At 35.4% G+C, this 21,894-nt stretch carries 21 protein-coding genes; 4 read left to right on the top strand and 17 right to left on the bottom strand.

Annotation, left to right across the window (positions count from 1 at the left end; genetic code table 11):
• Window positions 1-201: 201 nt before the first annotated feature.
• The 6 genes from JOC86_RS15665 to JOC86_RS15640 all read right to left on the bottom strand — a co-directional run bounded on the left by JOC86_RS15665 (window position 202) and on the right by JOC86_RS15640 (window position 7,901).
• Window positions 202-1,215 carry a cytochrome d ubiquinol oxidase subunit II gene (locus JOC86_RS15665; RefSeq protein ID WP_205173851.1) on the bottom strand — a complete coding sequence of 338 codons (1,014 nt, stop codon included), beginning with the start codon at window positions 1,213-1,215 and terminating at the stop codon, window positions 202-204.
• Window positions 1,216-1,341: 126 nt separating this feature from the next.
• Window positions 1,342-2,685 carry a cytochrome ubiquinol oxidase subunit I gene (locus tag JOC86_RS15660; protein WP_205173850.1) on the bottom strand — a complete coding sequence of 448 codons (1,344 nt, stop codon included), beginning with the start codon at window positions 2,683-2,685 and terminating at the stop codon, window positions 1,342-1,344.
• Between the two features lie 261 nt (window positions 2,686-2,946).
• The gene (locus tag JOC86_RS15655; RefSeq protein ID WP_205173849.1) at window positions 2,947-4,767 is read right to left on the bottom strand and encodes an ABC transporter transmembrane domain-containing protein; all 1,821 of its coding nucleotides are present in this window, start codon (window positions 4,765-4,767) and stop codon (window positions 2,947-2,949) included.
• 10 nt (window positions 4,768-4,777) lie between these two features.
• Complete coding sequence (locus JOC86_RS15650; protein WP_205173848.1) at window positions 4,778-6,532, bottom strand: ABC transporter ATP-binding protein; 1,755 nt, start codon at window positions 6,530-6,532, stop codon at window positions 4,778-4,780.
• A 203-nt stretch (window positions 6,533-6,735) separates the two neighbouring features.
• Window positions 6,736-7,191, bottom strand: a complete 456-nt coding sequence (locus JOC86_RS15645; RefSeq protein ID WP_205173847.1) for a TlpA family protein disulfide reductase — start codon at window positions 7,189-7,191, stop codon at window positions 6,736-6,738.
• Window positions 7,192-7,358: 167 nt separating this feature from the next.
• Window positions 7,359-7,901: a peroxiredoxin gene (locus tag JOC86_RS15640; RefSeq protein ID WP_205173846.1), complete on the bottom strand. Its 543-nt coding sequence runs from the start codon at window positions 7,899-7,901 to the stop codon at window positions 7,359-7,361.
• A gap of 430 nt (window positions 7,902-8,331) precedes the next feature.
• On the opposite strand from JOC86_RS15640, the gene JOC86_RS15635 reads away from it, so the two are divergent.
• On the top strand, window positions 8,332-9,144 hold the full coding sequence (locus JOC86_RS15635) for a mechanosensitive ion channel family protein (RefSeq protein WP_205174249.1): 813 nt from the start codon (window positions 8,332-8,334) through the stop codon (window positions 9,142-9,144).
• A 245-nt stretch (window positions 9,145-9,389) separates the two neighbouring features.
• Here the strand turns inward: JOC86_RS15635 and JOC86_RS15630 are convergent, their stop codons facing one another.
• The 3 genes from JOC86_RS15630 to JOC86_RS15620 form a co-directional block, all read right to left on the bottom strand.
• Window positions 9,390-10,511: an N-acetyldiaminopimelate deacetylase gene (locus JOC86_RS15630; RefSeq protein WP_205173845.1), complete on the bottom strand. Its 1,122-nt coding sequence runs from the start codon at window positions 10,509-10,511 to the stop codon at window positions 9,390-9,392.
• Window positions 10,512-10,965: 454 nt separating this feature from the next.
• Complete coding sequence (dapD, locus tag JOC86_RS15625) at window positions 10,966-11,676, bottom strand: 2,3,4,5-tetrahydropyridine-2,6-dicarboxylate N-acetyltransferase (RefSeq protein ID WP_205173844.1); 711 nt, start codon at window positions 11,674-11,676, stop codon at window positions 10,966-10,968.
• Window positions 11,677-11,760: 84 nt separating this feature from the next.
• The gene (locus JOC86_RS15620) at window positions 11,761-12,651 is read right to left on the bottom strand and encodes a LysR family transcriptional regulator (RefSeq protein ID WP_205173843.1); all 891 of its coding nucleotides are present in this window, start codon (window positions 12,649-12,651) and stop codon (window positions 11,761-11,763) included.
• 104 nt (window positions 12,652-12,755) lie between these two features.
• On the opposite strand from JOC86_RS15620, the gene JOC86_RS15615 reads away from it, so the two are divergent.
• Window positions 12,756-13,481 carry a sulfite exporter TauE/SafE family protein gene (locus JOC86_RS15615; RefSeq protein ID WP_205173842.1) on the top strand — a complete coding sequence of 242 codons (726 nt, stop codon included), beginning with the start codon at window positions 12,756-12,758 and terminating at the stop codon, window positions 13,479-13,481.
• 98 nt (window positions 13,482-13,579) lie between these two features.
• Here JOC86_RS15615 and JOC86_RS15610 read toward each other — a convergent pair whose 3' ends face one another.
• The 3 genes from JOC86_RS15610 to JOC86_RS15600 all read right to left on the bottom strand — a co-directional run bounded on the left by JOC86_RS15610 (window position 13,580) and on the right by JOC86_RS15600 (window position 16,315).
• Window positions 13,580-15,082, bottom strand: coding sequence for an MDR family MFS transporter (locus JOC86_RS15610; RefSeq protein WP_205173841.1), 1,503 nt, complete (start codon window positions 15,080-15,082; stop codon window positions 13,580-13,582).
• A 108-nt stretch (window positions 15,083-15,190) separates the two neighbouring features.
• Window positions 15,191-15,625: a cyclic-di-AMP-binding protein CbpB gene (gene cbpB / locus JOC86_RS15605; RefSeq protein ID WP_205174248.1), complete on the bottom strand. Its 435-nt coding sequence runs from the start codon at window positions 15,623-15,625 to the stop codon at window positions 15,191-15,193.
• Window positions 15,626-16,066: 441 nt separating this feature from the next.
• Window positions 16,067-16,315, bottom strand: coding sequence for a YkuJ family protein (locus JOC86_RS15600; RefSeq protein WP_205173840.1), 249 nt, complete (start codon window positions 16,313-16,315; stop codon window positions 16,067-16,069).
• A 149-nt stretch (window positions 16,316-16,464) separates the two neighbouring features.
• Here JOC86_RS15600 and JOC86_RS15595 point away from each other — a divergent pair, with 149 nt between their 5' ends.
• Both JOC86_RS15595 and JOC86_RS15590 read left to right on the top strand, forming a co-directional pair.
• Window positions 16,465-17,406, top strand: a complete 942-nt coding sequence (locus tag JOC86_RS15595) for an MBL fold metallo-hydrolase (protein ID WP_239587637.1) — start codon at window positions 16,465-16,467, stop codon at window positions 17,404-17,406.
• A 6-nt stretch (window positions 17,407-17,412) separates the two neighbouring features.
• Window positions 17,413-17,652 (top strand): glutaredoxin domain-containing protein, encoded by a 240-nt coding sequence (locus tag JOC86_RS15590; RefSeq protein ID WP_205173839.1) that lies wholly within the window; start codon window positions 17,413-17,415, stop codon window positions 17,650-17,652.
• 62 nt (window positions 17,653-17,714) lie between these two features.
• Here JOC86_RS15590 and JOC86_RS15585 read toward each other — a convergent pair whose 3' ends face one another.
• The 5 genes from JOC86_RS15585 to JOC86_RS15565 form a co-directional block, all read right to left on the bottom strand.
• Window positions 17,715-18,449 carry a DUF3993 domain-containing protein gene (locus JOC86_RS15585; protein ID WP_205173838.1) on the bottom strand — a complete coding sequence of 245 codons (735 nt, stop codon included), beginning with the start codon at window positions 18,447-18,449 and terminating at the stop codon, window positions 17,715-17,717.
• A 285-nt stretch (window positions 18,450-18,734) separates the two neighbouring features.
• A complete protein-coding gene (locus tag JOC86_RS15580; RefSeq protein WP_205173837.1) occupies window positions 18,735-18,971 on the bottom strand; it encodes a hypothetical protein in 237 nt (78 codons plus the stop codon).
• Between the two features lie 69 nt (window positions 18,972-19,040).
• Window positions 19,041-20,264 carry an EAL domain-containing protein gene (locus JOC86_RS15575; RefSeq protein WP_205173836.1) on the bottom strand — a complete coding sequence of 408 codons (1,224 nt, stop codon included), beginning with the start codon at window positions 20,262-20,264 and terminating at the stop codon, window positions 19,041-19,043.
• Window positions 20,265-20,465: 201 nt separating this feature from the next.
• Window positions 20,466-21,233, bottom strand: coding sequence for a 2,4-dienoyl-CoA reductase (gene fadH, locus JOC86_RS15570; protein WP_205173835.1), 768 nt, complete (start codon window positions 21,231-21,233; stop codon window positions 20,466-20,468).
• A gap of 271 nt (window positions 21,234-21,504) precedes the next feature.
• Window positions 21,505-21,723, bottom strand: a complete 219-nt coding sequence (locus JOC86_RS15565) for a hypothetical protein (RefSeq protein ID WP_205173834.1) — start codon at window positions 21,721-21,723, stop codon at window positions 21,505-21,507.
• Between the last annotated feature and the right edge of the window lie 171 nt (window positions 21,724-21,894).

Below are 21,894 nucleotides of genomic sequence, written 5' to 3'. Positions count from 1 at the left end.
TTCATTCCCCATATTTTAGCATAATCATCATTTATATTATAGTATCAATTCGGTTTGTGACTCTAGTGATGCTGAAACCTGGATGTCAAATACATACCTGGCTTTTTGACGAATTCCTTTTTAGTCTTTTGTACCCAGCACAAAAGCCTAGTTATACAAATAAATTGTTATAAAAAACACCCATAAATGAGGCGTAAACGTTCATTTATTACCTTTTATATAATCCGCATCAAATAAGAACAATTTCATAAGGAGAAACAATGAAGGAATTAAAAGGAATAATCCTGCAATAAACGCAATCACTAGGGCCGTCCCCATCGTCGGGTTCGTTACACCACTTTGAATGGTTATAAAAGGTTTTAGAATATATGGTAAATGTGAGGCGCCATATCCGAAAAAGGCAAAGAAAAATTGTAGCATCACAAGGATAAATGCTGTTCCTAAGCTCTTTCTTATATAGATTAAATAGGAAGCCATTAAGAAAAATAGAAGTGATAATCCAAACATCCACCAAATATCTAAAGCATTTTGAAAATGTCCAGGATTATGTTCTCTTAAACCTACAAAAACGAGTAAGCTTGCTAAAATCGTCGGGGGGCTCCAAAATAGAGCAAATTTCCGTAATATTTCTCTTGCATCAATGTCTCCAGCTCTATCGGCATAATACGTTAAGAAGGATGCACTAATAAATAATACTGAAACAATTGATAAGACGACCACACTCCAAGAATATGGACTTGTCAATAATTCCCCGGCTAAAAAGATTACCTTATCATCTACTTCTAACAGAAATCCGCCTTCAGAAATCGTTAAAGCAGTTGATAGTGATGCAGGAATTAACAATCCTGTTGCACCATACAAAAAGAGATAAAAAATGTTATCTTTTGAGCCATAATTTCCAAAAGCATAAAATGACCCACGAATGGCTAATAAAATTAAGGCGATACTACCAGGAATTAATAAAGCCGTGCCATAGTAATAGGCGGTATCAGGGAAAAATCCAACTAATCCAACAAAGAAAAAGACGAAAAAAACGTTGGTAACTTCCCAAACAGGAGATAGGTAGCGGCTTATCAAATCATTCATGATATGGTCTTTTTTGGTGATTTTAGCGTAAAAGGCAAAAAAGCCGGCTCCAAAATCAATGGATGCAACAATTAGATAACCATACAAAAATAACCAAAGAACGGTTATTCCTATAACCTCAATGCTCAACATTACTCCTCCTTTTACAAAAAATAAGCTTAAGAGTACTCATGGTACAATATTAACTCCTTATTGTTTTTGCACCATTGTTAGGAACACTCTTACGAAGCTTGTTTTCCCATTTTATTACTTTCCTTATTTATGAAGATCATCGATTTGAAACCTTTGATCTAACTCTACTTCAGCAGGTTTATTTTTAAACATTTTTATTAACACAATCACACATAATGTCCCTAGAATGATATAAAGCAGCACAAATAAGATGAAGGTTAAACCTACTCCATCCGCTTTAGTTGCGGCTTCCCCTACTTTCATGTACCCTCGTAAAATCCATGGCTGCCTTCCTACTTCGGCAAAGATCCACCCAAACTCAATGGCGAGCATCGATAATGGACCACTAGCAACAATCCCCCACAACAGAAGCTTATTCCATTCATTGCACTTTTTCCATAGCCAGAACAGAATAAATAATGCAGAGATAAACAAACTATATATCCCAATCGTTACCATAAGATCAAACATATAATGAACCCATAATGGTGGTTGTTCATCTTCTGGGAACTCATTTAACCCTATCACTTCAGTATCAAACGAGCTTCCAGCTAAAAAGCTTAAAAATCCGGGTAATCTAATTTCGTTTGTTACTTCATTGTTTTCATTTAATGTTCCAAATAAAATAAGATCTGCATTAGTTTCAGTTTCAAAATGCCATTCAGCTGCCGCTAATTTTTCAGGTTGATATTCTGCTAAAAATTTTGCAGATAGATCACCGGCAACAGCTGTACCAATACCGAAAATTAGAGCAGAGACCATCGTAAGTCGTAGAGCTTTCCTATGATAGGCTCCACTTTTCTTCTTAAGAATATGAAATGCGGTAATGGCTGCTAGTATTAGTGCTGCTGTTAAATAACAAGTAACTACTACATGGAAAACCTTAGTTGGTGTAGCAGGGTTTACCATCGCTGCGATAGGATCAATATTAACTGCTTTTCCATCTTGTAGGTCGAATCCTTGTGGTGTATTCATAAAAGCATTTACGGTTGTAATAAACAATGCCGATGCAGATGATCCAATCATAATAGGTATCGTTAATATCCAATGAAGCCATTTGTTTTTGAAACGATCCCAAGTATATAAATATATTCCAAGAAAAATAGCTTCAAAGAAAAAGGCGAACGTCTCTAAAAATAATGGTAGGGCAATGACTTGACCTGCAACTTGCATAAAGCTTGGCCACAACATTGATAGCTGGAGACCAATGGCAGTACCCGTTACGACTCCTACTGCAACTGTGATCGTAAATCCTCTCGCCCATCTTCTTGCGAGGAGAAGATAATGGGGATCATTTCGTTTAATTCCAACGAATTCAGCAATAGCAATCATAACCGGTACACCAACACCGATCGTTGCAAAGATAATATGAAATGCCAGGGTAGTAGCCGTCAACATTCTACTTAACATGACGCTATCCAGTTCCATTTTACAACCCCCCTAAATATCATTCTATTTATTTATTATCACTTATTAGCTATTATAAAACCAATTAAATAGATTGTGATATATTGAACATGTATATTTTGTGACATTATTCACAAATTTACTCATTCGACAAAATCCGGGTCGTGCCTGGCACCACCCGAAAAATCTCTATGAAGAAAAGCCATAAAACTGGTGTCAGTTTTATGACTTTTTGCTTTGCTATTGATCTTGTATTCGGCGTACGGGCTAATAACAACCCTTCTAGATTACTTCTAGCATTTTGAATTGAGCTTTTACAAGGTGGAAGTATTCACCTTGTAGATCCATGAGTTGATCATGATTTCCAGATTCAATGATTTTTCCGTGATCTAAAACAAAAATATTATCTGATTCTCGAATAGTCGAAAGCCTATGTGCAATGATAATCGCAGTTCTACCATTTAATAGCTTCTTCAATGCTAATTGAATTTGAACTTCTGTTTCGGTATCAATTGATGCAGTTGCTTCATCCATGATAATAATACTTGGATTTGCAAGCAGTGCTCTTGCAAACGATAGGAGTTGTCTTTCCCCTACAGAAAGGATATTCCCTCGTTCTTCTACTTCAGTTTCATATCCATTTGGTAGCTTTTCAATAAATCGATGTGCTCCAATGGCTTTTGCAGCTTCCTTTACTTCCTCATCATTAGCATCTGGACGACCGAATCGAATGTTCTCTTTAATTGTGCCGGAGAAGATAAATGTATCTTGTAAGACAATGCTAATTTGATTCCGTAAACTCGTTAATGTAACATCTTTTAAGTCTATTCCATCAATCATTACTTTTCCTGCAGTAGGGTCATAGAAACGAGTGATTAGGTTAGCAATAGTTGTTTTACCTGAGCCTGTGTGGCCAACCAATGCCACCGTTTCTCCTGCTTTCATTTCCAAGCTGATCTTATCTAAAGCTTTTCTCTTTTCATCATATGAAAATTCTACAGAGTCAAATACAATGTCCCCTTTAATATCTGTTAAATCCTTCGCCCCTGCTTTTTCATGTACAATTGGTTTCTCATCTAGAAATTCAAATATCCTTTCAGAAGACGCCATCCCCATTAATAACTGGTTATACACCATTCCCAGCCTTGAAATTGGCTCCCAGAACATTCCTAAATAAAATGCAAAGGATACAAATTCTCCAAGTTGCAATGAACCACCTTGAATTAGGTATGCACCATACCAAATAAGTACGGCTGTACCGACAGCATTTGTTAATTCCACAAGAGGTCTGAACATTGCATTCTTCTTTGTTGCAGTTTTCCAACTATCATAGTTCTCTGTATTCACCCCATCGAAGAAAGCCATATTTTCTTTTTCTTGTGTGAAGGATTGAGTGACTCGGATTCCTTGAATGCTTTCATTTAAATGAGAGTTGAGCTTTGATTGTTTTATTCGTACACTTTGCCATGAACGTCTAATTTTTTTTCTTAGACTAGTAGAAATAAAGAACATTAAAGGCAATATGACCAATACAGCTAATGTTAATTCAGGACTTAATGTTGACAGTATCAAGATAATACCTACAAGCATTAGCATATCCATCAGGAGATTAATAACACCGTTTGTAAAAAGCTCTTGTAATGAATTTATATCATTCATTATCCGAACAAGAATCGACCCAGCTGAGCGCTGGTCAAAGAACCGATGGGAAAGCATTTGAACATGAGAAAATAAATGCTTTCTTAAATCATAAATAACTCCTTGACCGAGTTGATTCATCCATCTAATTCGTAGTACATTGGATACGTAACTCAGAATATATAATCCAGCTATAATTCCCACTAAAATCGTTAGTAGACTTGCATCTCTTTCTATAATGGCTTTATCAAGTGTATAAACCCCTATTAATATCGGGATAACTAAGCGGACACCCGTGGTGATGAGAACCATCAGAATCGAAAGAGGTAATAAATTCTTTGAATATGGTTTTAAATAGGTTAGTAACCTCCAAAGCTGTTCCCAGTTAAACGGTTTATCGATGATTTGATCCTGCGAATAATGAAACCGCTTAAGCGCATTGGGACTTACTTTATCTTTTTTCACAATGGCTCACCTACCCTTCCTGAGTTTGGAGTATTTTTTTCTGGTCTTTATATTGTATATCGTAGATTCGTTGATAAGGCCCATTATTTCTGAGCAATGTTTCATGGACGCCTCGCTCAACAATTTTCCCTTCTTCTAATACAAGAATTTCATCAGCATGTTTTAAGGAAGATATACGATGGGCAATAATAAATGTTGTTCGATCTGCCATCACTTCTCTAAATGCTTTTTGAATACGAAATTCAGTTTCCATATCAACAGCGCTGGTTGCATCATCTAGGATTAAGATACTTGGATCAGTACAAATCGCTCTTGCAATCGCAATCCTTTGCTTCTGGCCACCAGAAAGCCCTAATCCTCTCTCTCCTAATCTTGTATCATATCCATCAGGAAGTTCCATAATGAACTCATGTGCCTGGGCTCTCTTAGCTGAATCTATAATTTCATCCATTGTCGCTTCAGGTCGTCCATAGGATATATTCGCCTTAATCGTAGATGAAAAAAGGAACGATTCTTGCAGAACAAATCCGATATTTTTCCTTAGTGATTTTATAGAGTATTGTTGGACATCTTTCCCGTCAATTAATACCTCTCCTGATGTTGGTTCATAAAAGCGTGTAATTAATTGAGTAATACTTGTTTTACCAGATCCAGTAGCACCGATTAACCCAACTACTTTACCTGATTCTACTTTAAACGATATATCCTCGAGTGCTTCAGCATCATCTTCAGTATATTTTAACGTAACATGATTAAATTCTACCTCACCGTTTAAACGTGTCACTTCAAGAGAATCTTTAGCATTCTTAATTTCTTCATCAGCATCAAGAATTTCAAGTAGTCGTTCACCAGATGCCTTCGATTGTGAAAATAAATTAATCGTAAAACCTAAATTCATAATTGGCCATATGATGTACCAAACAAGGCTGTAAAAAGCTACAAGCTCACCAGGCTGTAGACTCCCATTCATTACTAGATATCCACCATATGCAAGGAGTGTAACCACACTAACATTACCGAGAAACTCCATTAATGGGAAGTACTTCGCCCAAATATCAGAAGTAAATAAATATTTATCTTTATAATCCCCATTTGAACTATTAAACTTCGAGATTTGAAAATCTTCTCGGGATAAAGATTTAACTGTATTTATTCCACTAATATTTTCTTGCACATTAGTATTTAGCTTCCCAAAGGATTTACGTATTCCACGGAACGCTGGATGAACAGCTTTATCGAATTTATAAACGACAATAGCGAGAAATGGTAATGATACAAGCGTTACAAAGGTAAGCGAAACGGAATAATAAAGCATGACTCCAAAGCTTATGGAGATTAATAAGAAGAAGCGTAAAAGCTCAGAAAATCCGAATGATAGGAAAAAACGAAAAGCTTCAACATCTGCTGTTAATCGTGACATGAGATCCCCTGTTTTCGCATTATCATAATAACGAAAAGGCAGATACTGCAATTTTTCATACAATTCATTTCTTAAGCGATAGACAGATGTAATCCCAAAAAGGTCACCCGTATATTGCTGAATAAATGTGGCTCCCCCCTTTATAACCATTACTAGAACAAATCCCACTGCCAGATATGGAATCCAGTCATACTTCCCTTTTAAAACAACTTCATCAATCGTGAGCTGAAGAATCATAGGATAGACCACGGTAATCGCTGTCACAAGTAATAAAAAAATCAATGATGTAAAGAAAAACTTTTTGTAAGGCCAATAAAATGCCTTTAATTTCTTAAATGTTTCCATTATTTTTTTCTCCCTCCCCTTGATGCAAAAAATAACGTACTATTAAATATATCGGGTTTCGAAATATTTTTCCAGCCTTTTTTTCACATTTTTATGAATTCTTTCAAAATAAAAAAATCTAGCACCTTTATATACATATTAATCGAACACAAAAAAATGAGATCAGACTTTTGACTGATCTCATTTCATCCCTTTTTATGAAATTATTGATTCTTTTCCATTTCATCTAAAACTCGGTTTACTCGTTTTTCAAGCATTTTCATTCCACTTCCGCCTGCTTGGAAGTGTCTTAACTGTCCATCCTTATCAAATACATAATAAGCTGGAACATATTGATTTTCGAAGGCATCTGTTAGTTTGTGCTCGCTATCTACAAAGGTTGGTTGGGTAATGTCATGTTCAGCTGCAACCCTCTTGATTTCATCTATATTTAAATCATCTTCTGATCTTGGCATATGAACAGCTACAACATTTAACTTATCTTTGTATTGGTCTCTAAATTCATTTACTTGTGGCATAGCCTCTTTACAAAGATGGCAACTAATAGACCAGAAATGAATAAGGGTCGGCTTTTCTCCGATTAAATCTTCTTTCTTTACTTCTCCATTTAACCATTCAGTAGCCCCGTTTAATTCAGGCATTGGTGTTCGCAATTTCATGATTATTTTCCTCCTTTATCATATATGTATATTGTACAATCATTTTTAAAATAAACCTAAAAAACTATATTAATATTTACTTCACTTAAAATCGAAGACTTGTCGCAAGGCCATCAGGATAAAAGAAAAGTCCTAACAAACCGTTAGGACTTTTCTTAATTAGTTTATTAAAGAGTTGCTTGTCCTGGTTTCCAGTTTGCCGGGCAAAGACCACCAGTTTGAAGTGCTTGAAGTACACGAAGTGTTTCATCAACGTCACGACCAATGTTGTTATGAAAAACTGTTTGGTACTGTAACTCACCTTCTGGGTTTACGATGTAAAGTCCACGAAGAGCTACACCTTCGTCTTCAATTAGAACTCCATAGTCGCGAGATACAACGTGGTTTGTATCAGCAGCAAGTGGATAACGTAATTCACCAAGACCATTCTCTTTACGATCTGTATTGATCCAAGCTAAGTGTGTATGAATAGTGTCTGTTGATACACCAATTACTTCTGCATCTAGATCTTCGAATTCATCGTAACGATCTGACATTGCAGTAATCTCTGTTGGGCATACGAAAGTGAAGTCCATAGGATAGAAAAACAATACTGTCCATTTTCCGTTTTTCATGTTTTCTTCTAGACTTACTTTACCAAATTCCTTGTTAGCCATTACTGCGTCCATTTCGAAACGTGGAGCTTGTTTACCTACCATGCGTTCTGCCATGAATAAATCCCTCCAAAGATTATTATAAATGAGAAAGCAATTAATAAATTCTCAATTACTTTCTTTTCAACAATTGTTATTATATTAAAAGTAAGGGTCTAAGTCAACTCTAATTTATAATAAATTTAAACTGAAAATCATTATAATCACTCTACCTTAACCCACTATATGGTTTTCCCTATTTTGACAGGGTTAAACAAAAAAATGTGATATACTTTTTATTATTCCACATTAAAAGTTTAACATTAAAAATTTGTGGAATAAAATAAAATGCTCTTTGACATTCACTAAAAAAATGTGTGTATACTAAAAAGGGACATGCATGGTGTTTGGAAATATGGTTTTTTAGAAAGGATGAGAAATTTTGCAATTTTTATTAGGTTTTAATGCTATCGGGGAGCGATTGGCTGAATTTGAATGGGGAGCCCTTATGATCAAGGTTGGACTTGGCGCCCTCAAAATTCTTGCTATATACATAGTTTTTCTGATTGTAAGAGCATTAGGAAATCGAATCATCGAAAAAGCATTTACAAAATATGAGCAGAAAGAGAATGTATCCGTCGGAAGAGCCCAAACACTACAACATCTTACAAAGAACATTCTTGGTTATATACTTATTTTTGTATTTGTAGTCACTGTCCTTCAAATTCTTACAATCGATGTAACAGCTATTATTGCAGGAGCAGGAATTGTTGGTCTTGCTGTAGGATTTGGGGCACAAGGTTTAGTGAGCGACGTTGTTACAGGCTTTTTTATTCTATTAGAAAAACAAATCGATGTTGGTGATTATGTTACGACGGGAAGTTTTTCAGGTATAGTTGAACAAGTAGGTCTTAGAACGACTCAAATTAGGGGGTTCGATGGCACACTTCATTATGTTCCAAACAGAGAAATTACAAGTATCAGTAATCACACAAGAGGAAATATGCAAGCGATTGTTGATATCGGTATATCCTATAACGACAATATTGACCAAGCCATTACAGTACTTCAAGAGACTTGTGATCAAATTGCCAGTGGGGATGATAATATAGTAGAAGGACCAAATGTATTAGGTGTACAAACATTAGGATCTTCAGATGTTGTTCTTAGAGTTATAGCTAAGACAAAAAATATGGAGCAATGGGGCGTCGAGCGAAAACTCCGCAAAGCTTTCAAAGAGGCTTTTGATGCTAATGGAATTGAAATCCCATACCCACATCAAGTTAATGTCGAAATGAAAGAACACTCTACATCAAATTAGTTTAAAGAGGAGTAGGCCAAATTGCCTCCTCCTCTTTTATTAGGCTTTTCTAAAAGATTATTAGGAACATATACTTTTGTATAAAGGTTGGTTGGAGCTGAAAGCGAGCAACGTTTCTCTCTAACCAACTAACTCCTTTTCAAATATCAACAATGTTTACGATAAAAACCATTTTTAAAAAAGATTATCTATGCTAACACCAGGTCCTCAAGGAAACCTCATAACCATGTCAATTTTACTTTTATCTAAAGGGTTTGAATATATTTCGTCATAGTAGTAATCGCTAAGTCAATAGCCTCTTCATTTGGATCAAGCTTTGCATGATGCAGCCCATATTCCGAATCCACACCTAGCCAAAACATAAATCCAGGAATCTCTTCTAGCAGATAACCAAAATCCTCACCTGTCATTGCTTCTTGGCATCGAATGTATTCTATATCAGTTTGTTTTTCCAGAAAGTCGATAAATCGCCTTGTTGATTGTTCATCATTAAAGACTTGATGATACATACTTCCATAATCAATCGTTGCTTCACACTCAAAACCAATTTTTAAACCTTCAACAAGAGCTTCAATTCTGTTCTTGACGCTCTCCATCTCTGCTACTGAAAGCGTTCGAATTGTTCCTTCTAGCCTAGCCTTTTCTGCAATAATATTTTGTACGGTTCCACCTGTAATTTTACCGATCGTTATAACGGCACTCTCCAATGGATTAATATTGCGTGAAATTATTGTCTGAAGCTGAGTAACCAACATGGAAGCTGCAACCACCATATCCTTTGTCTGGTGTGGGTAGGCAGCATGACCTCCTTTTCCTTTTAAATCAATGGTTAGTTCAGATGTATTTGCAAATAATAAACCCTCTTTTGTTGCGATTTGCCCCACTTTATACTCAGGTGCAATGTGAAGGCCCATCATAATGTCCGGCTTCCACATTTTCATACTATTACTTTCAAGCATCGGCTTTGCCCCACCAGGTCCTTCTTCAGCAGGCTGAAAAAGAAATAATAAATCATCCTTTATTGGGTTTTGGCTGAAATAAGTTAAGATTCCTAAAGCGATACTCATATGAAAATCATGACCACAAGCATGCATTTGCCCAGGATGTTCTGAAGGGAATGAGAGCCCTGTTTCTTCTGTGATCGGAAGACCATCGATGTCTGCCCTGTATCCTATAATTTTAGTAGGATTCGTACCTTTAAGCTTTACAAATAACCCTGTCCTCCACTTCTTTATTTCTATCCTGTCTATTGATAGTGATTCGATATATTGAAGTAAAAATTGTTGTGTTTTAAATTCTTGAAACCCTAGTTCTGGTATTCGGTGAAGTTGCCTTCTAATCGATACAAACGGACTTAACTGTTCCATTTTTATTCCCTCACTTTATTTAGTTAGGTTGTTTTCATAAATTGTTGTTATGTAAAAAGGAGTTAGTTGGTTGGAGCGGAAGGATCTCGCTTTCCGCGGGGCGGACGTTGAGCCTCTTCGTCGCCTTGCTCCTGCTTAGGTCTCACCTGCAGCGAAAACCAACCTTTTAACAAAGATTATGTTCTTTAAAAAACAACATTCTTTTTGAAAACAGCCTTTATTTATATAAATTTACAGTACTCACTCACAGCAATTACAAGATAGATGATCTCTATTTTTATAAAGAGTAGTGTTTTAGGTGGAATAAGCTTTTTCAAAAAAACCCCTTTCCTTCAACCGATCATCCTTTTTGAAAATCAGTCGGGTAACGGAATATTCGAAATTTCTTATGTAAACAGAAAACCCATTCTTATTAAAAAAAAGACTGACCCTTTGAAGAGGGTCAAGTCCATTATTATAGCTGACGCAGTTCTTGTTTGATTTCGGTTTTTGATTTTGTTTTTTCGTCGATTTCTTTAATCACTTTTGCTGGAGTACCTGCAACCACTGTATATGGAGGTACATCTTCAACTACTATTGCACCTGCAGCAACTACTGCGCCTTTACCGACAGTTACTCCCTCTAAGATTACAGCATTCGCACCGACTACTACATCATCTTCTACAACCACTGGCTTAGCTGAAGGTGGCTCAATAACACCTGCTAAAACGGCACCTGCACCAATATGGCAATTCTTCCCTACTGTAGCACGCCCTCCAAGAACAACATTCATATCAATCATCGTTCCTTCTCCAACCACAGAGCCTATATTTATTGAGGCACCCATCATAATAACTGCATTATCGCCAATTATAACTTGATCACGAATGATCGCACCAGGCTCAATACGTGCTTTTATATTTTTTAAATCTAGTAGTGGAATTGCGGAATTTCGACGATCATTTTCAACCACATAATCATCAATGATCGTTTTGTTTTCTTCAAGAATCGTTGAAAGTTCAGACCATTCCCCAAATACTACTCCAGAATCTTCACCAATAAATGTTTGAGAAGAAGAACCAAAATCAATCTTCTTCAAATCACCTTTCACATAAACCTTAACAGGTGTAGACTTTGTACTATTTTGAATAAACGAGATAATTTCATTTGCATCCATCATTTTCATTATAAAACCCTCCAAAGCTATGTATATATTCAGAATAATTATAATCACTTTAACAAATTAAAGGAAGAGAGACAAGGGAAATGATTATGAAATATGTGATGAATTTGTTTCCAAGAATTCTTCAATTACTTCTACAAATGCTTTCACCTGCCTAAGTTCAAATGCAGAATCATACCCTAATAACCATGTATCTCTTGCGATTGTTGATTGATTTTCATCCATTAAAGGGATTTTAAATAAACCTTCATCAGAACCATTCAGGGTGATAGCTGGAAGAATGGCATAACCTATCCCATTAAATGTCATCTGCTTACAGGTTTCGATTTGATCTACAACGATTGTTCTCTTAGGCGTTGTTTGAAATTGCCGATGCCACCAATCCTGAATTTCTTGATAGTAATTCGAATCACTCTTAAATTGAATAAATGGACGATCTGTTTCCATTACTTGCTTAATATCTTGAATTTCGCGATCGACTAAATACAACTTATCATGAAACAAATGATGTTTCGGGCCTTTCCAATCTGGAGTACCTCTAATAATTCCAATATGCACGGTATCTTCATAAATGGCTTCAAGAATTTCGCTGCTCCAACCTGTGATAAGTGATATTTTAGCGTGTGGATAGCGATCCACAAATTTTTTCAATACTTGAGGTAACCAGTTTTGTCCAACAATGGATGCACAAGCGATTTTCAAGGTTCCATGAACTTTGGTTTGTAATGCATCAATTTCTTCCCTCACCATGTCCTCTTTTTCTAATATTTCCTTTGCAAAATCAACGATTAATTCTCCAGCTGGTGTTAAAGATAAGCCTTTTTGTGAACGAATAAATATCTTTGTACCCCAATCCTTTTCAATATTTTGAAGCCTTTGTGATAATGCTGGCTGTGAGACAAATAATCTTTCCGCCGCTTTTCTCATATTCATTTCTTGAGCAAGCACGGTTAGTAATCGATATTCGGTAAATGCCATCTGATCATCCCTTTTGATAAGTTTTTCTTATATTATATATAAAATTTTTTGTAATTTCATTATCACTGTTGGACAATTACACTGAAATCAGGGGTGAGAACCGAATGATGATATTGATGTTTATGACAGGTTTGTTCGTTGCATTCATCGGGACATTTGCGGGAAGTGGAGGTTTAATCGGTATGCCCATAATGCTTATTGTAGGTTTGCCAGTGCATACAGCCATTGCAACAGCAAAATTCTCGAATATGATAAGTTCATTTTCAAGCTTTTACTATCTATTAAAAATGAAAAAAGTGGAGTGGAATGAAGCCCGCAATATAATACCCATTGCTATTACTGGTGGCATTACAGGGGGATTAATCGCAAGCTACATTTCTCCTAAAGTAATGGAAATCATTGCAATTCTCTTATTACTATTCGCTCTATTATTAAGTCTATGGAAGAAGCCATCTAAGAACGAGAAAGAAAGTAAAAATAAGCAAAGACTCTCTCCCTTATTGTTTAGCATCGCTGTTTATGATGGAGTGTTTGGTCCTGGTCAGGCAACATTACTCATGTATTTATATCTAAATAAAGGTTTTCAGTATATTAAAGCAGTAGCCTTCACTCGATTTCAAACGTTCCTTTCGTGTACAGGGGCATTTATTATGTATTTCTCAAATGATTACTTTGATTGGAAAGTCGGAATTCCTTTTGCTTTAGGGGGGTTGATTGGTGCACAAATGGCTGTTCGATTTACAGATAAAATATCGGCAAAGAATGCCAAGCTATTATTAAATATCATCACAATGCTATTGATCATTCAATTAATTTATTCCCTATTCTAATCAAAAAAAGTGGCTATACCAAAATGTTTATCAGGAACTGCAACATCAAACGACAGAAAAAAATTGGGTACCTGACTCCATTTCGGACAGCACACGAACTATTCTTTTCTTGGCATAAACCAAATCATAATAAAACTAATAATGGCAACAATTAATACGACCGCATAAACCCATTGAAGTGAGATTGTTAAACCTTCTTGTAATACTTCTTTTAGCGTTGAATTTAATTCACTTCTCTTCGACTCGTCTAAAAGCATATTCACGACATCCAAGTTAGCATTTTCAGAACCATGATTTTGAAGGTATGTTTGGATACGGCTATTTAATACTCCACCTAAAAGTGCTGCTCCTATCGTACTGCCAAGGTTTCTCATGAACATATTTGCAGCTGTCGCAATCCCTCTTTGCTTCCAAGACACTGTGCTTTGAATAGAGACAATAAATGAAGTGGAAGTTAACCCCATTCCAATTCCGATAAAAAATGAGCCAGATGCAGCCCAAATCGGTCCTGAAGCAGGAGACATTGTAACAAAGAAAATGCTCCCCAGTATTAAGGAAAGCCCGCCGATAAAGCATGTTTTGTAATATCCAATTTTCAATAATAAGCTCCCTGCAACTGTCGAGGCAATGGGCCACCCTATTGACATCGCCGTTAAAGTAAAGCCAGCTACAGTAGCACTTCTTTCCATTACTCCTTGTACAAATGCGGGAAGAAAACTTGAGATCCCTATTAACATAATTCCTGTAGTAAGTGAGACACCATTTGCAACAAGAATGGAGCGTACTTTCCAAATGTCAAAAGGCATCATCGGATCATTTGCTTTTTTCTCCTGCCTTACAAAAAGATAGAAAAAAAGAATTGAAATAGCGATGATTCCCATTGCCGGTAATGAGCTCCATGGGATATGAACTCCTCCCTCTACAAGTATAAACATTAGAGATGAAATAGAAATGGTTAATAGTAATGCACCTTTGTAATCAATGTCTGGCTTTGTCTTTTCAACATTTTCATGTAAATAGAGCCATAACCCGGCTATCGCCAAAATCCCAAGAGGAATATTAATCCAAAAAACATATCTCCAGCTGACAAGTTCTACAAGTATCCCCCCGATGGCAGGACCACTTATAGCAGATATTCCCCAAACACTAGATAGGTATCCTTGAATCTTTGCCCTTTCTTCCTTAGTATAAATATCCCCAACGATTGTTGTAGCCATCGGTAATACAGCCCCTGCACCTAAGCCTTGAATGAGACGAAAAATAATCAATTGAACCATTGACTGAGAAAAACCACAAAGGAGCGAACCGAATAAAAATAAAATGATTCCGAAGGTGATGACTGGCTTTCTTCCAAATAAATCAGAGAGCTTTCCGTAGATTAAAACGGTGACCGCGTTCATTAAAAGATAAGCTGAAAATACCCAGCTATATAATGAAAACCCTCCTAAATCCCCTACTATCGATGGCATTGCCGTTGAAATAATAGTTGCCTCAATCGCTCCCATAAACATTGCAAGCATGACTGCTGCTAACACAAAAGGTCGCTTTGTTTTTTTAACAGATCCTGTAGAACCTTTTATCTCCCCATTTGCATATCCCATACTTCCCCTTCTTTCTATCTTCCGTACTGCCTCAGCCGTGTTAAACTGCTTATTTTAAACAAAAATATGAGCCCCCGAAGTTTGAAATGGGAGCTTTAACAGAGTTACTTATGTACGAACATATTTGTTCAAAAGCTTCAATAATTCTCGACGAGTTAATATTCCTTCAAAATTAGAGTCTTCATTCACGACACATAAAAAGGGATGGTCAACTAGTAACCCTAAACCTTTTTCAAACTTTGTTTCTAAGGAAATGGTAGGAATATCGGTATTCATTACTTCTTCTACTTTCTTGTCAACTAGTTGTTCAAATTCAATTCTTTCTAGTCCTAAAATGGAGTCTGTAATCATAGGAGAGCTGATTAATCCTTTTAATCGAAATTCTGAGTCTAAAACAGGAATTGATGAATATCCACTCTTCGTTAATAGTAACAGAGCGTGCTCAAGATTGTTACCCACTTGCACATGTGCGACCTTTTCTGAAGGAATGATAAACTCTGAAATGCTCATTTCTAAAAACTCTTTACTTTGTAGTGAAATCATATCAAACACCTTCATTGCTTATTTTGGGAACGCTATCTTTAATATTAACATATTATTATTTGTTTGATGATTGATATGCTTCAATTTGTTCAACCCTTACTTGTCATAATATTTCTTACTTTGTAATGACAAGCTGGACAATTATAAATCACATTTTGATTAGATTGAGCAGTTAGAACATGATTTAACTCCTCTTCCTTTTGACACTTTGGACATTTAACAATTGGATTCATTTTCTATCACCTCATTTATAGAATGTCTACACAGCCTAAACGATATACAAACAATCCCTTGGTAATCAATAAAAAAACCCTATTCTTTATATAAATTAAGAACAATTCTCTCACCGCTTTAACGCTTTACCCGATTCGAGAACCGTCCCCCACTGGTTTAACGCTTTGCTCTGTTAATTTAATTAAAAAATAGAGCTAGTGGTTAGCTCTATTCGTGGTTTTCTTGCAGTAGGTCGAATATTTCGATTGCGGTCATGTCGATATCGTCAAATGGATATTTATTTGGCTTCTTATCATCTTTGTAAACTTCAAGTTCAAAGGTATCTGCAGTAGGCATATAGGTTACTTGACAGATTTTCTTCCCATTGATTTCAAAAAAGCGTTGATTTGTTTCACTATGATCTGTACCATCCTGTAGTGTCTTTAGACGTTGGATGATTCCAAGAAGTTGAGACATATAACTTCTCCTTTCATTCATTAACTCAATACTAGGATACACCTGTTCCTTTTTTCTATCCACTATAAAGATACCATAAATTCGTGGAATTAAAACTTTTTGAATATTTCGTTTTATTTAGTTAGAATAATTAGAGGAGGTGGAGTTAATTGAACCAATTTCATTTGGATAAAAGAATCGAACTGATTGACTTGTTTGACCTGGGAATGCCATTACGTACAGGCAGTTATATCATACGTGAAAAAGAGCTCACAATCGTTGAAACTTCTGCAAGTCCCTCAATCCCCTATTTATTAAAAGGGCTGAAAAAGCTAAATATAGATCCGAACGAAATAAAAAATATTATAGTAACGCATATTCATTTGGACCATAGTGGTGGTGTAGGATTATTATTGAAGGAGTGTCCCAACGCTAAAGTAATCGTTCATCCTAGAGGTGCCAAGCATTTAATTGACCCTACTAAGCTCGAAGCAGGTGCTAGGCAAGTTTATGGTAATAAATTTGACTCGTTGTTTAAACCACTTCTTCCTGTTCCTGAAAATAAGGTAATCGTAAAAGGCCATCTTGATACACTTATAATCAGTGATGATTGCACCCTTACTTTTTATGATACTCCTGGGCATGCCAAGCATCACTTTAGTATTTATGATCCGGTTTCAAATGGAATGTTTACTGGAGATACAGCGGGAATAAACTATACATACCTTTTAAATGAAGAATTCTATTTACCCTCAACATCACCTACTCAATTCAGTCCTGAAGATATGGATCAATCTATTCAATTTTATCGTAATAAAAATCTTTCAAGAATTTTTTATGGACATTTTGGTATGACCGAAAACCCTTCAAAAGGTTTGACAGATGTACAAAAATGGTTGAAAATATTTTTACAATGTGGAGAAAAAGCAAATTACGAAGAGAATAATTTCAACGAAAAGGTGGAAAAGACTCACGGATATATTAGCGAAGTGATTAGGAAAAGTTCGTTATTTTCGAACCGTTCCCCTTCAAATCCAATATATAAAATTCTTGAATTAGATCTTAGTGTTTCTTCAATGGGAATCATAGATTATTTATCAAAAAGGAAGTAGATATTTTTGGAAATATTATTATACACTCAACCAGATTGTCCCCCTTGTCTATATATTAAAAACCTGCTTCACCATCATAAAATTAACTATAAGGAGTTCAACATACAAAGTGACTCAAGAGCCAAAAAAGAATTAATTGAAAAATATCAATCGTTTTCAACACCAACTGTAGTGATTGATGGAAAGGTTTTTATTGGTCAAGATATTGAAAGGATTAAAGAAATAATAGAGGATAGTATGAAATAAGCATTCCCTCTTTAATAGAGTAAAAAACACCCGCTAAAGGGTGTTTTCTCTCTTTAAATACTTTATAAAATGTCCGTTGGCTGCATTTTGTGCTTATTAAAGTTCTCCTGGAATCGAAGACAATTTTTCACCCATTGTGGGAGATAGGTTTGAAAGACAGTGTTCACTGTAAATACTTCCTTATTAACAGGCTCTAACTCTAACGTAATAGGGGGTTGATCAGTCTCAACCTCCATCTTCCCCTGGTCTTCCATTATCTCATTATTACTATTTCCCTTCTGTTCATTTTGATCAACATTTTCACCATTCAAATATTGCAGGATTTTTTCTGGTAATTGCGTAGTAATCTCATTGATTTTCCATTCCCCTCTTTCCTTTTCAAAAACCACAGCCTCATACCCATTCTCAAACGATACTGGTCCCTCCTCATATGTTAAATACTCCAATACATATAGCTTCTCCTCATGTAGGACCATTTCCATCTGTTCATATTTGAAGAATGGGATATAATGAGGAGCAAAGTCACTACCTAGAGTAAAATATCCTCCTTCTCCTTGAACTACATTATCTCTTATGAATTTCTTCTGAAACTCTTCCGTAAAATATTCGTCTAGAATATTGTCAATTTGGCTTAAGGATCTTGGTTTTTCACTTAAGGAAACTTGGGCATTAAATGCTTCTTGTACATGTGTCACCATTTTAGACTTTATGGGTTCTTCTGCGGATGCTGGCAGGATACCGGTTAGTAGTAGGGAAAAAATTATCACCGTCAAAAATAAGAGTTTTCGTGTTTTCACAAAAGATCCTCCTCCCATGGACTTGATACTCCATTATTTTAGCAATGGAAAATTGTCGATAGTACAAAAATCGTTCGCGAAATCACAGCATGAATTGACAAAATTGTAATTCTTATATAATCAATTTCTACCCGTTCAAAAGAAGAACTAACACAGCATTTATTGGGAATTAAAGGAAAGTTCTTCCGATTCTATTAATTACTTTAAAGAATTATTCAACAAAAAAGGAGGAGACCTTACTCAAGTAGTGTCTCACCCCCATTTTCATTAACCTCTATCTGTTTTTTATATATAGTTAATCACCCAATACAAGATATAAAGAAGTATTAATACACTCGCAATGAGAAAGGAAAGGAAGATTGGATTCCTTATAAATGCATGCTCTTTAACTTGGTCAGGTATATCCGTATCTAGCTCTCCCTTTAATACTTTCTGCTGTCTTCCAATCATGAGTGTATACACGATAGCAAACACAGCAATCCCAATTGCTAAAAAAGAAAGGATTATTACAAAAGTACTCACTCTTTTCACCACCCCTTACTTCTTACCTTAGGGATAATTTCCCCAATAGAGGTGGAAACTATTCAGTGATTATAGGAGGAAACCATCTTGCTCGTAAAGATAATCGTGGGAAATGTCGATAAATAGATAATCCTGATTTCCTAATGGAAAAGAAAATGTTCTAATGGTACCTCCTGTCTCAATATCGCTATAAGAATCTGACAAAATTCCACGTTGCTCATTTTGCATTTCAATTATATTTTCAAGAAAATAAGATCGCCAACTCCAATTTTTCCCGAGATATTTTGGCTGATCAATCCATTCACCGTTTTGTTTGAAGAGATTATGTGACTTTTGAAAACCATTTTCATCACAAATATAAAGCCTAAAACACATATAAGATAATCGATTTCCAAGCTGACGTAAAAAAGCATTAAGATCTTCATTTTGCTTTTTAAGCTTTGGTACCATCTCTTGCAATTCTTGTTGGATCCTTTCAGCAAATTGGTAAACAGATTGTAAATTCTTTTTCTCTATTTGAATAAAGGACTGACATTTACTCTTTAATTTTTCTTTAAGTATATTGGGATCCTGTAAGCTTGGACTTGGCTTATGTAAATAATAGCCTTGATAAAACCTCCCTCCATTCTTCCATGCAAAATGGAGCTGATAGTCTAATTCAATATTTTCAAATAATAAAGATGCACCTAATTTTCTAGCTAAAATCGATAAGCTAAATAGGATATCATTATATGCTTGATTTCCTACTTCTTTTTTTAAATGCTTTAAGTCAACCTTGAATATGTCGGGAGAAAAAGTACTAAATTGGTTCCATTGACCAATTTTTTCACCCATATTATCAATAGCAATTTTAATCCCGAATGTTTTATAGTATAGGAGCAAATGTACAAGCCGTTCTAATTCATTAGTAAAATGACTCTCTGAGATTTCTATAACAATTTTATTCAATTGAAGTCCTTTATCGACATAGCTTTTGAAAAGTTCAATTAGTTCTTCTCCATTACTTTCAGTTAAAATTTTCGCATCACGATTAATAAAAAGGACTTTATCTTGTTGTCCTTTACTTATCATGTGCTCAATTGCTTTTTGCAGGACAATATTATCTACTTCTAATCTGTATTCATCCGGAATTTCTTCATCTTGAAAAAAGGGTCCTAAGCTTAAGCATTCGGATTGATTTTGAAACCTCCCTAAAATTTCGTACCCAATAATTCGATGTTCATCCGCACTAAAAATGGGTTGGAAATGAGGAGTTACACAATGTAAATTGGAAAGTATATCTAATGGATCCATAAAAAAACCCCCATTTCATCAAAATTATGTTTGATTATACCATATGAATGATTTTTTTATGAATGAGAATTTATTAAAAAACTAATGAAATACTAATTGACTTATTATCATTACTTATTTTGTAAGCTGTCTTTTTAGTCGGGTAGGTACTAAGAACCAAAACAAAAAACTGACTCCGGTAGAAGCCAGCTTTCGAGTATATTAAAATGGAAATTGATTTAACCATTGTCCACCATCCATTGTGACACATTCCCCATTAATATAGCTTGCATTATCAGATGATAAGAAATAAGCAAGTTCAGCAATCTCTTCAGGTGTACCAAGACGTTTTAGCGGAACACTATTAATCGTTCTTTTAGCTGCTTCTTCTGATTCCCAAAGCTTCTCCGCCCCACCTGTTCTTTCAATTGGTCCAGGCGCTATAGCGTTCGTTCTAATTCCGTATTTATGCCCCCACTCTACTGCCAGGGTACGGGTCAAAGACAGTACACCTGCTTTTGCTGCCGCGGAATGTGCGACCCCAGCACCAGCATTCCATGCATAGGTAGCCACCATATTTATAATATTTCCTTTTATATTATTTTCTTTCCAGTAGTTAATGGTTGCATGGGAACAATAAAAGGTCCCATTTAACACTATATCGATCACTGATTTCCACCCATTTGGTGTTAACTTTTCAGCAGGACATATAAAATTTCCTGCGGCATTATTAACTAAAATATCTAATTGCCCAAACCTTTCTATCGAAAATTCAACCATTTTAGCACAATGTTCAGGTTCTCTTACATCCATTTGAAAGATATCAACCTCACCTTTATACTGTGATAAATCTTTTTGAGACATTACTAGTCGCTCTTTATCACGACCAGTAATAATAACATTGTCCCCCTCTTGAACAAATTTCTTCGCCATATATAAGCCCATACCACTAGATCCACCCGTTATAATGACTACTCTTTTCTCTCTCAAAATAACCCCTCCGTCTACATGAATGAATGTTCACTCATAATCGTATCATATTTCAGAATAATAAGACAATGAAATAAAGGGAACTGCCTTATTATAAATTTACGTTCATTTCCAAAATAGGTTTTAACAAAAGCTTTTACACATTACAAAGAATACTAACATATGAAGATTCCCTAAATTAAATACAAAAAAGGTTAACCTAAACAATGTGTCATAGCAACTAATTGAAATTCACAATGACCCATTAAGGTTAACCTTTTTATCTATTTAGTTAAAGATCGTTTTTCTTTACTAGCATTTGATGAAGCTGTGTTAGTGATCGAACAATTGTCTTTCTTCGACTATAGCCTTTAGTATTAACAGTTACATCATCTAACTGCGCAATCACTTGTCCCCATGATCCTATGGATTGAAATCCATAAATGAAAATTTTAATCATTCCTTGATCCGTTGGTAAAAACATGGCTTCCATATGGTTGAATTTTCTCATCGTCATTTCTCCTTTTCCACAAGGTATCGGACAAGCGTGAACATCCGCCCTACTATTAAATTAAGGGATAAGAGATTATTATGTCAATTATAGACTTCTAGTTACGTATTCTAATAACTTATTATATACTCATTTATTCGTGGATATTTCAATTTATTTACTCCCATTGGA

Source organism: Rossellomorea pakistanensis, assembly GCF_016908495.1.
In the GTDB taxonomy this organism is placed as follows: Bacteria; Bacillota; Bacilli; order Bacillales; family Bacillaceae_B; genus Rossellomorea; species Rossellomorea pakistanensis.
The sequence above is the reverse complement of the archived record's forward strand: the minus strand, read 5'-3'. Positions and strand labels throughout refer to the sequence as shown.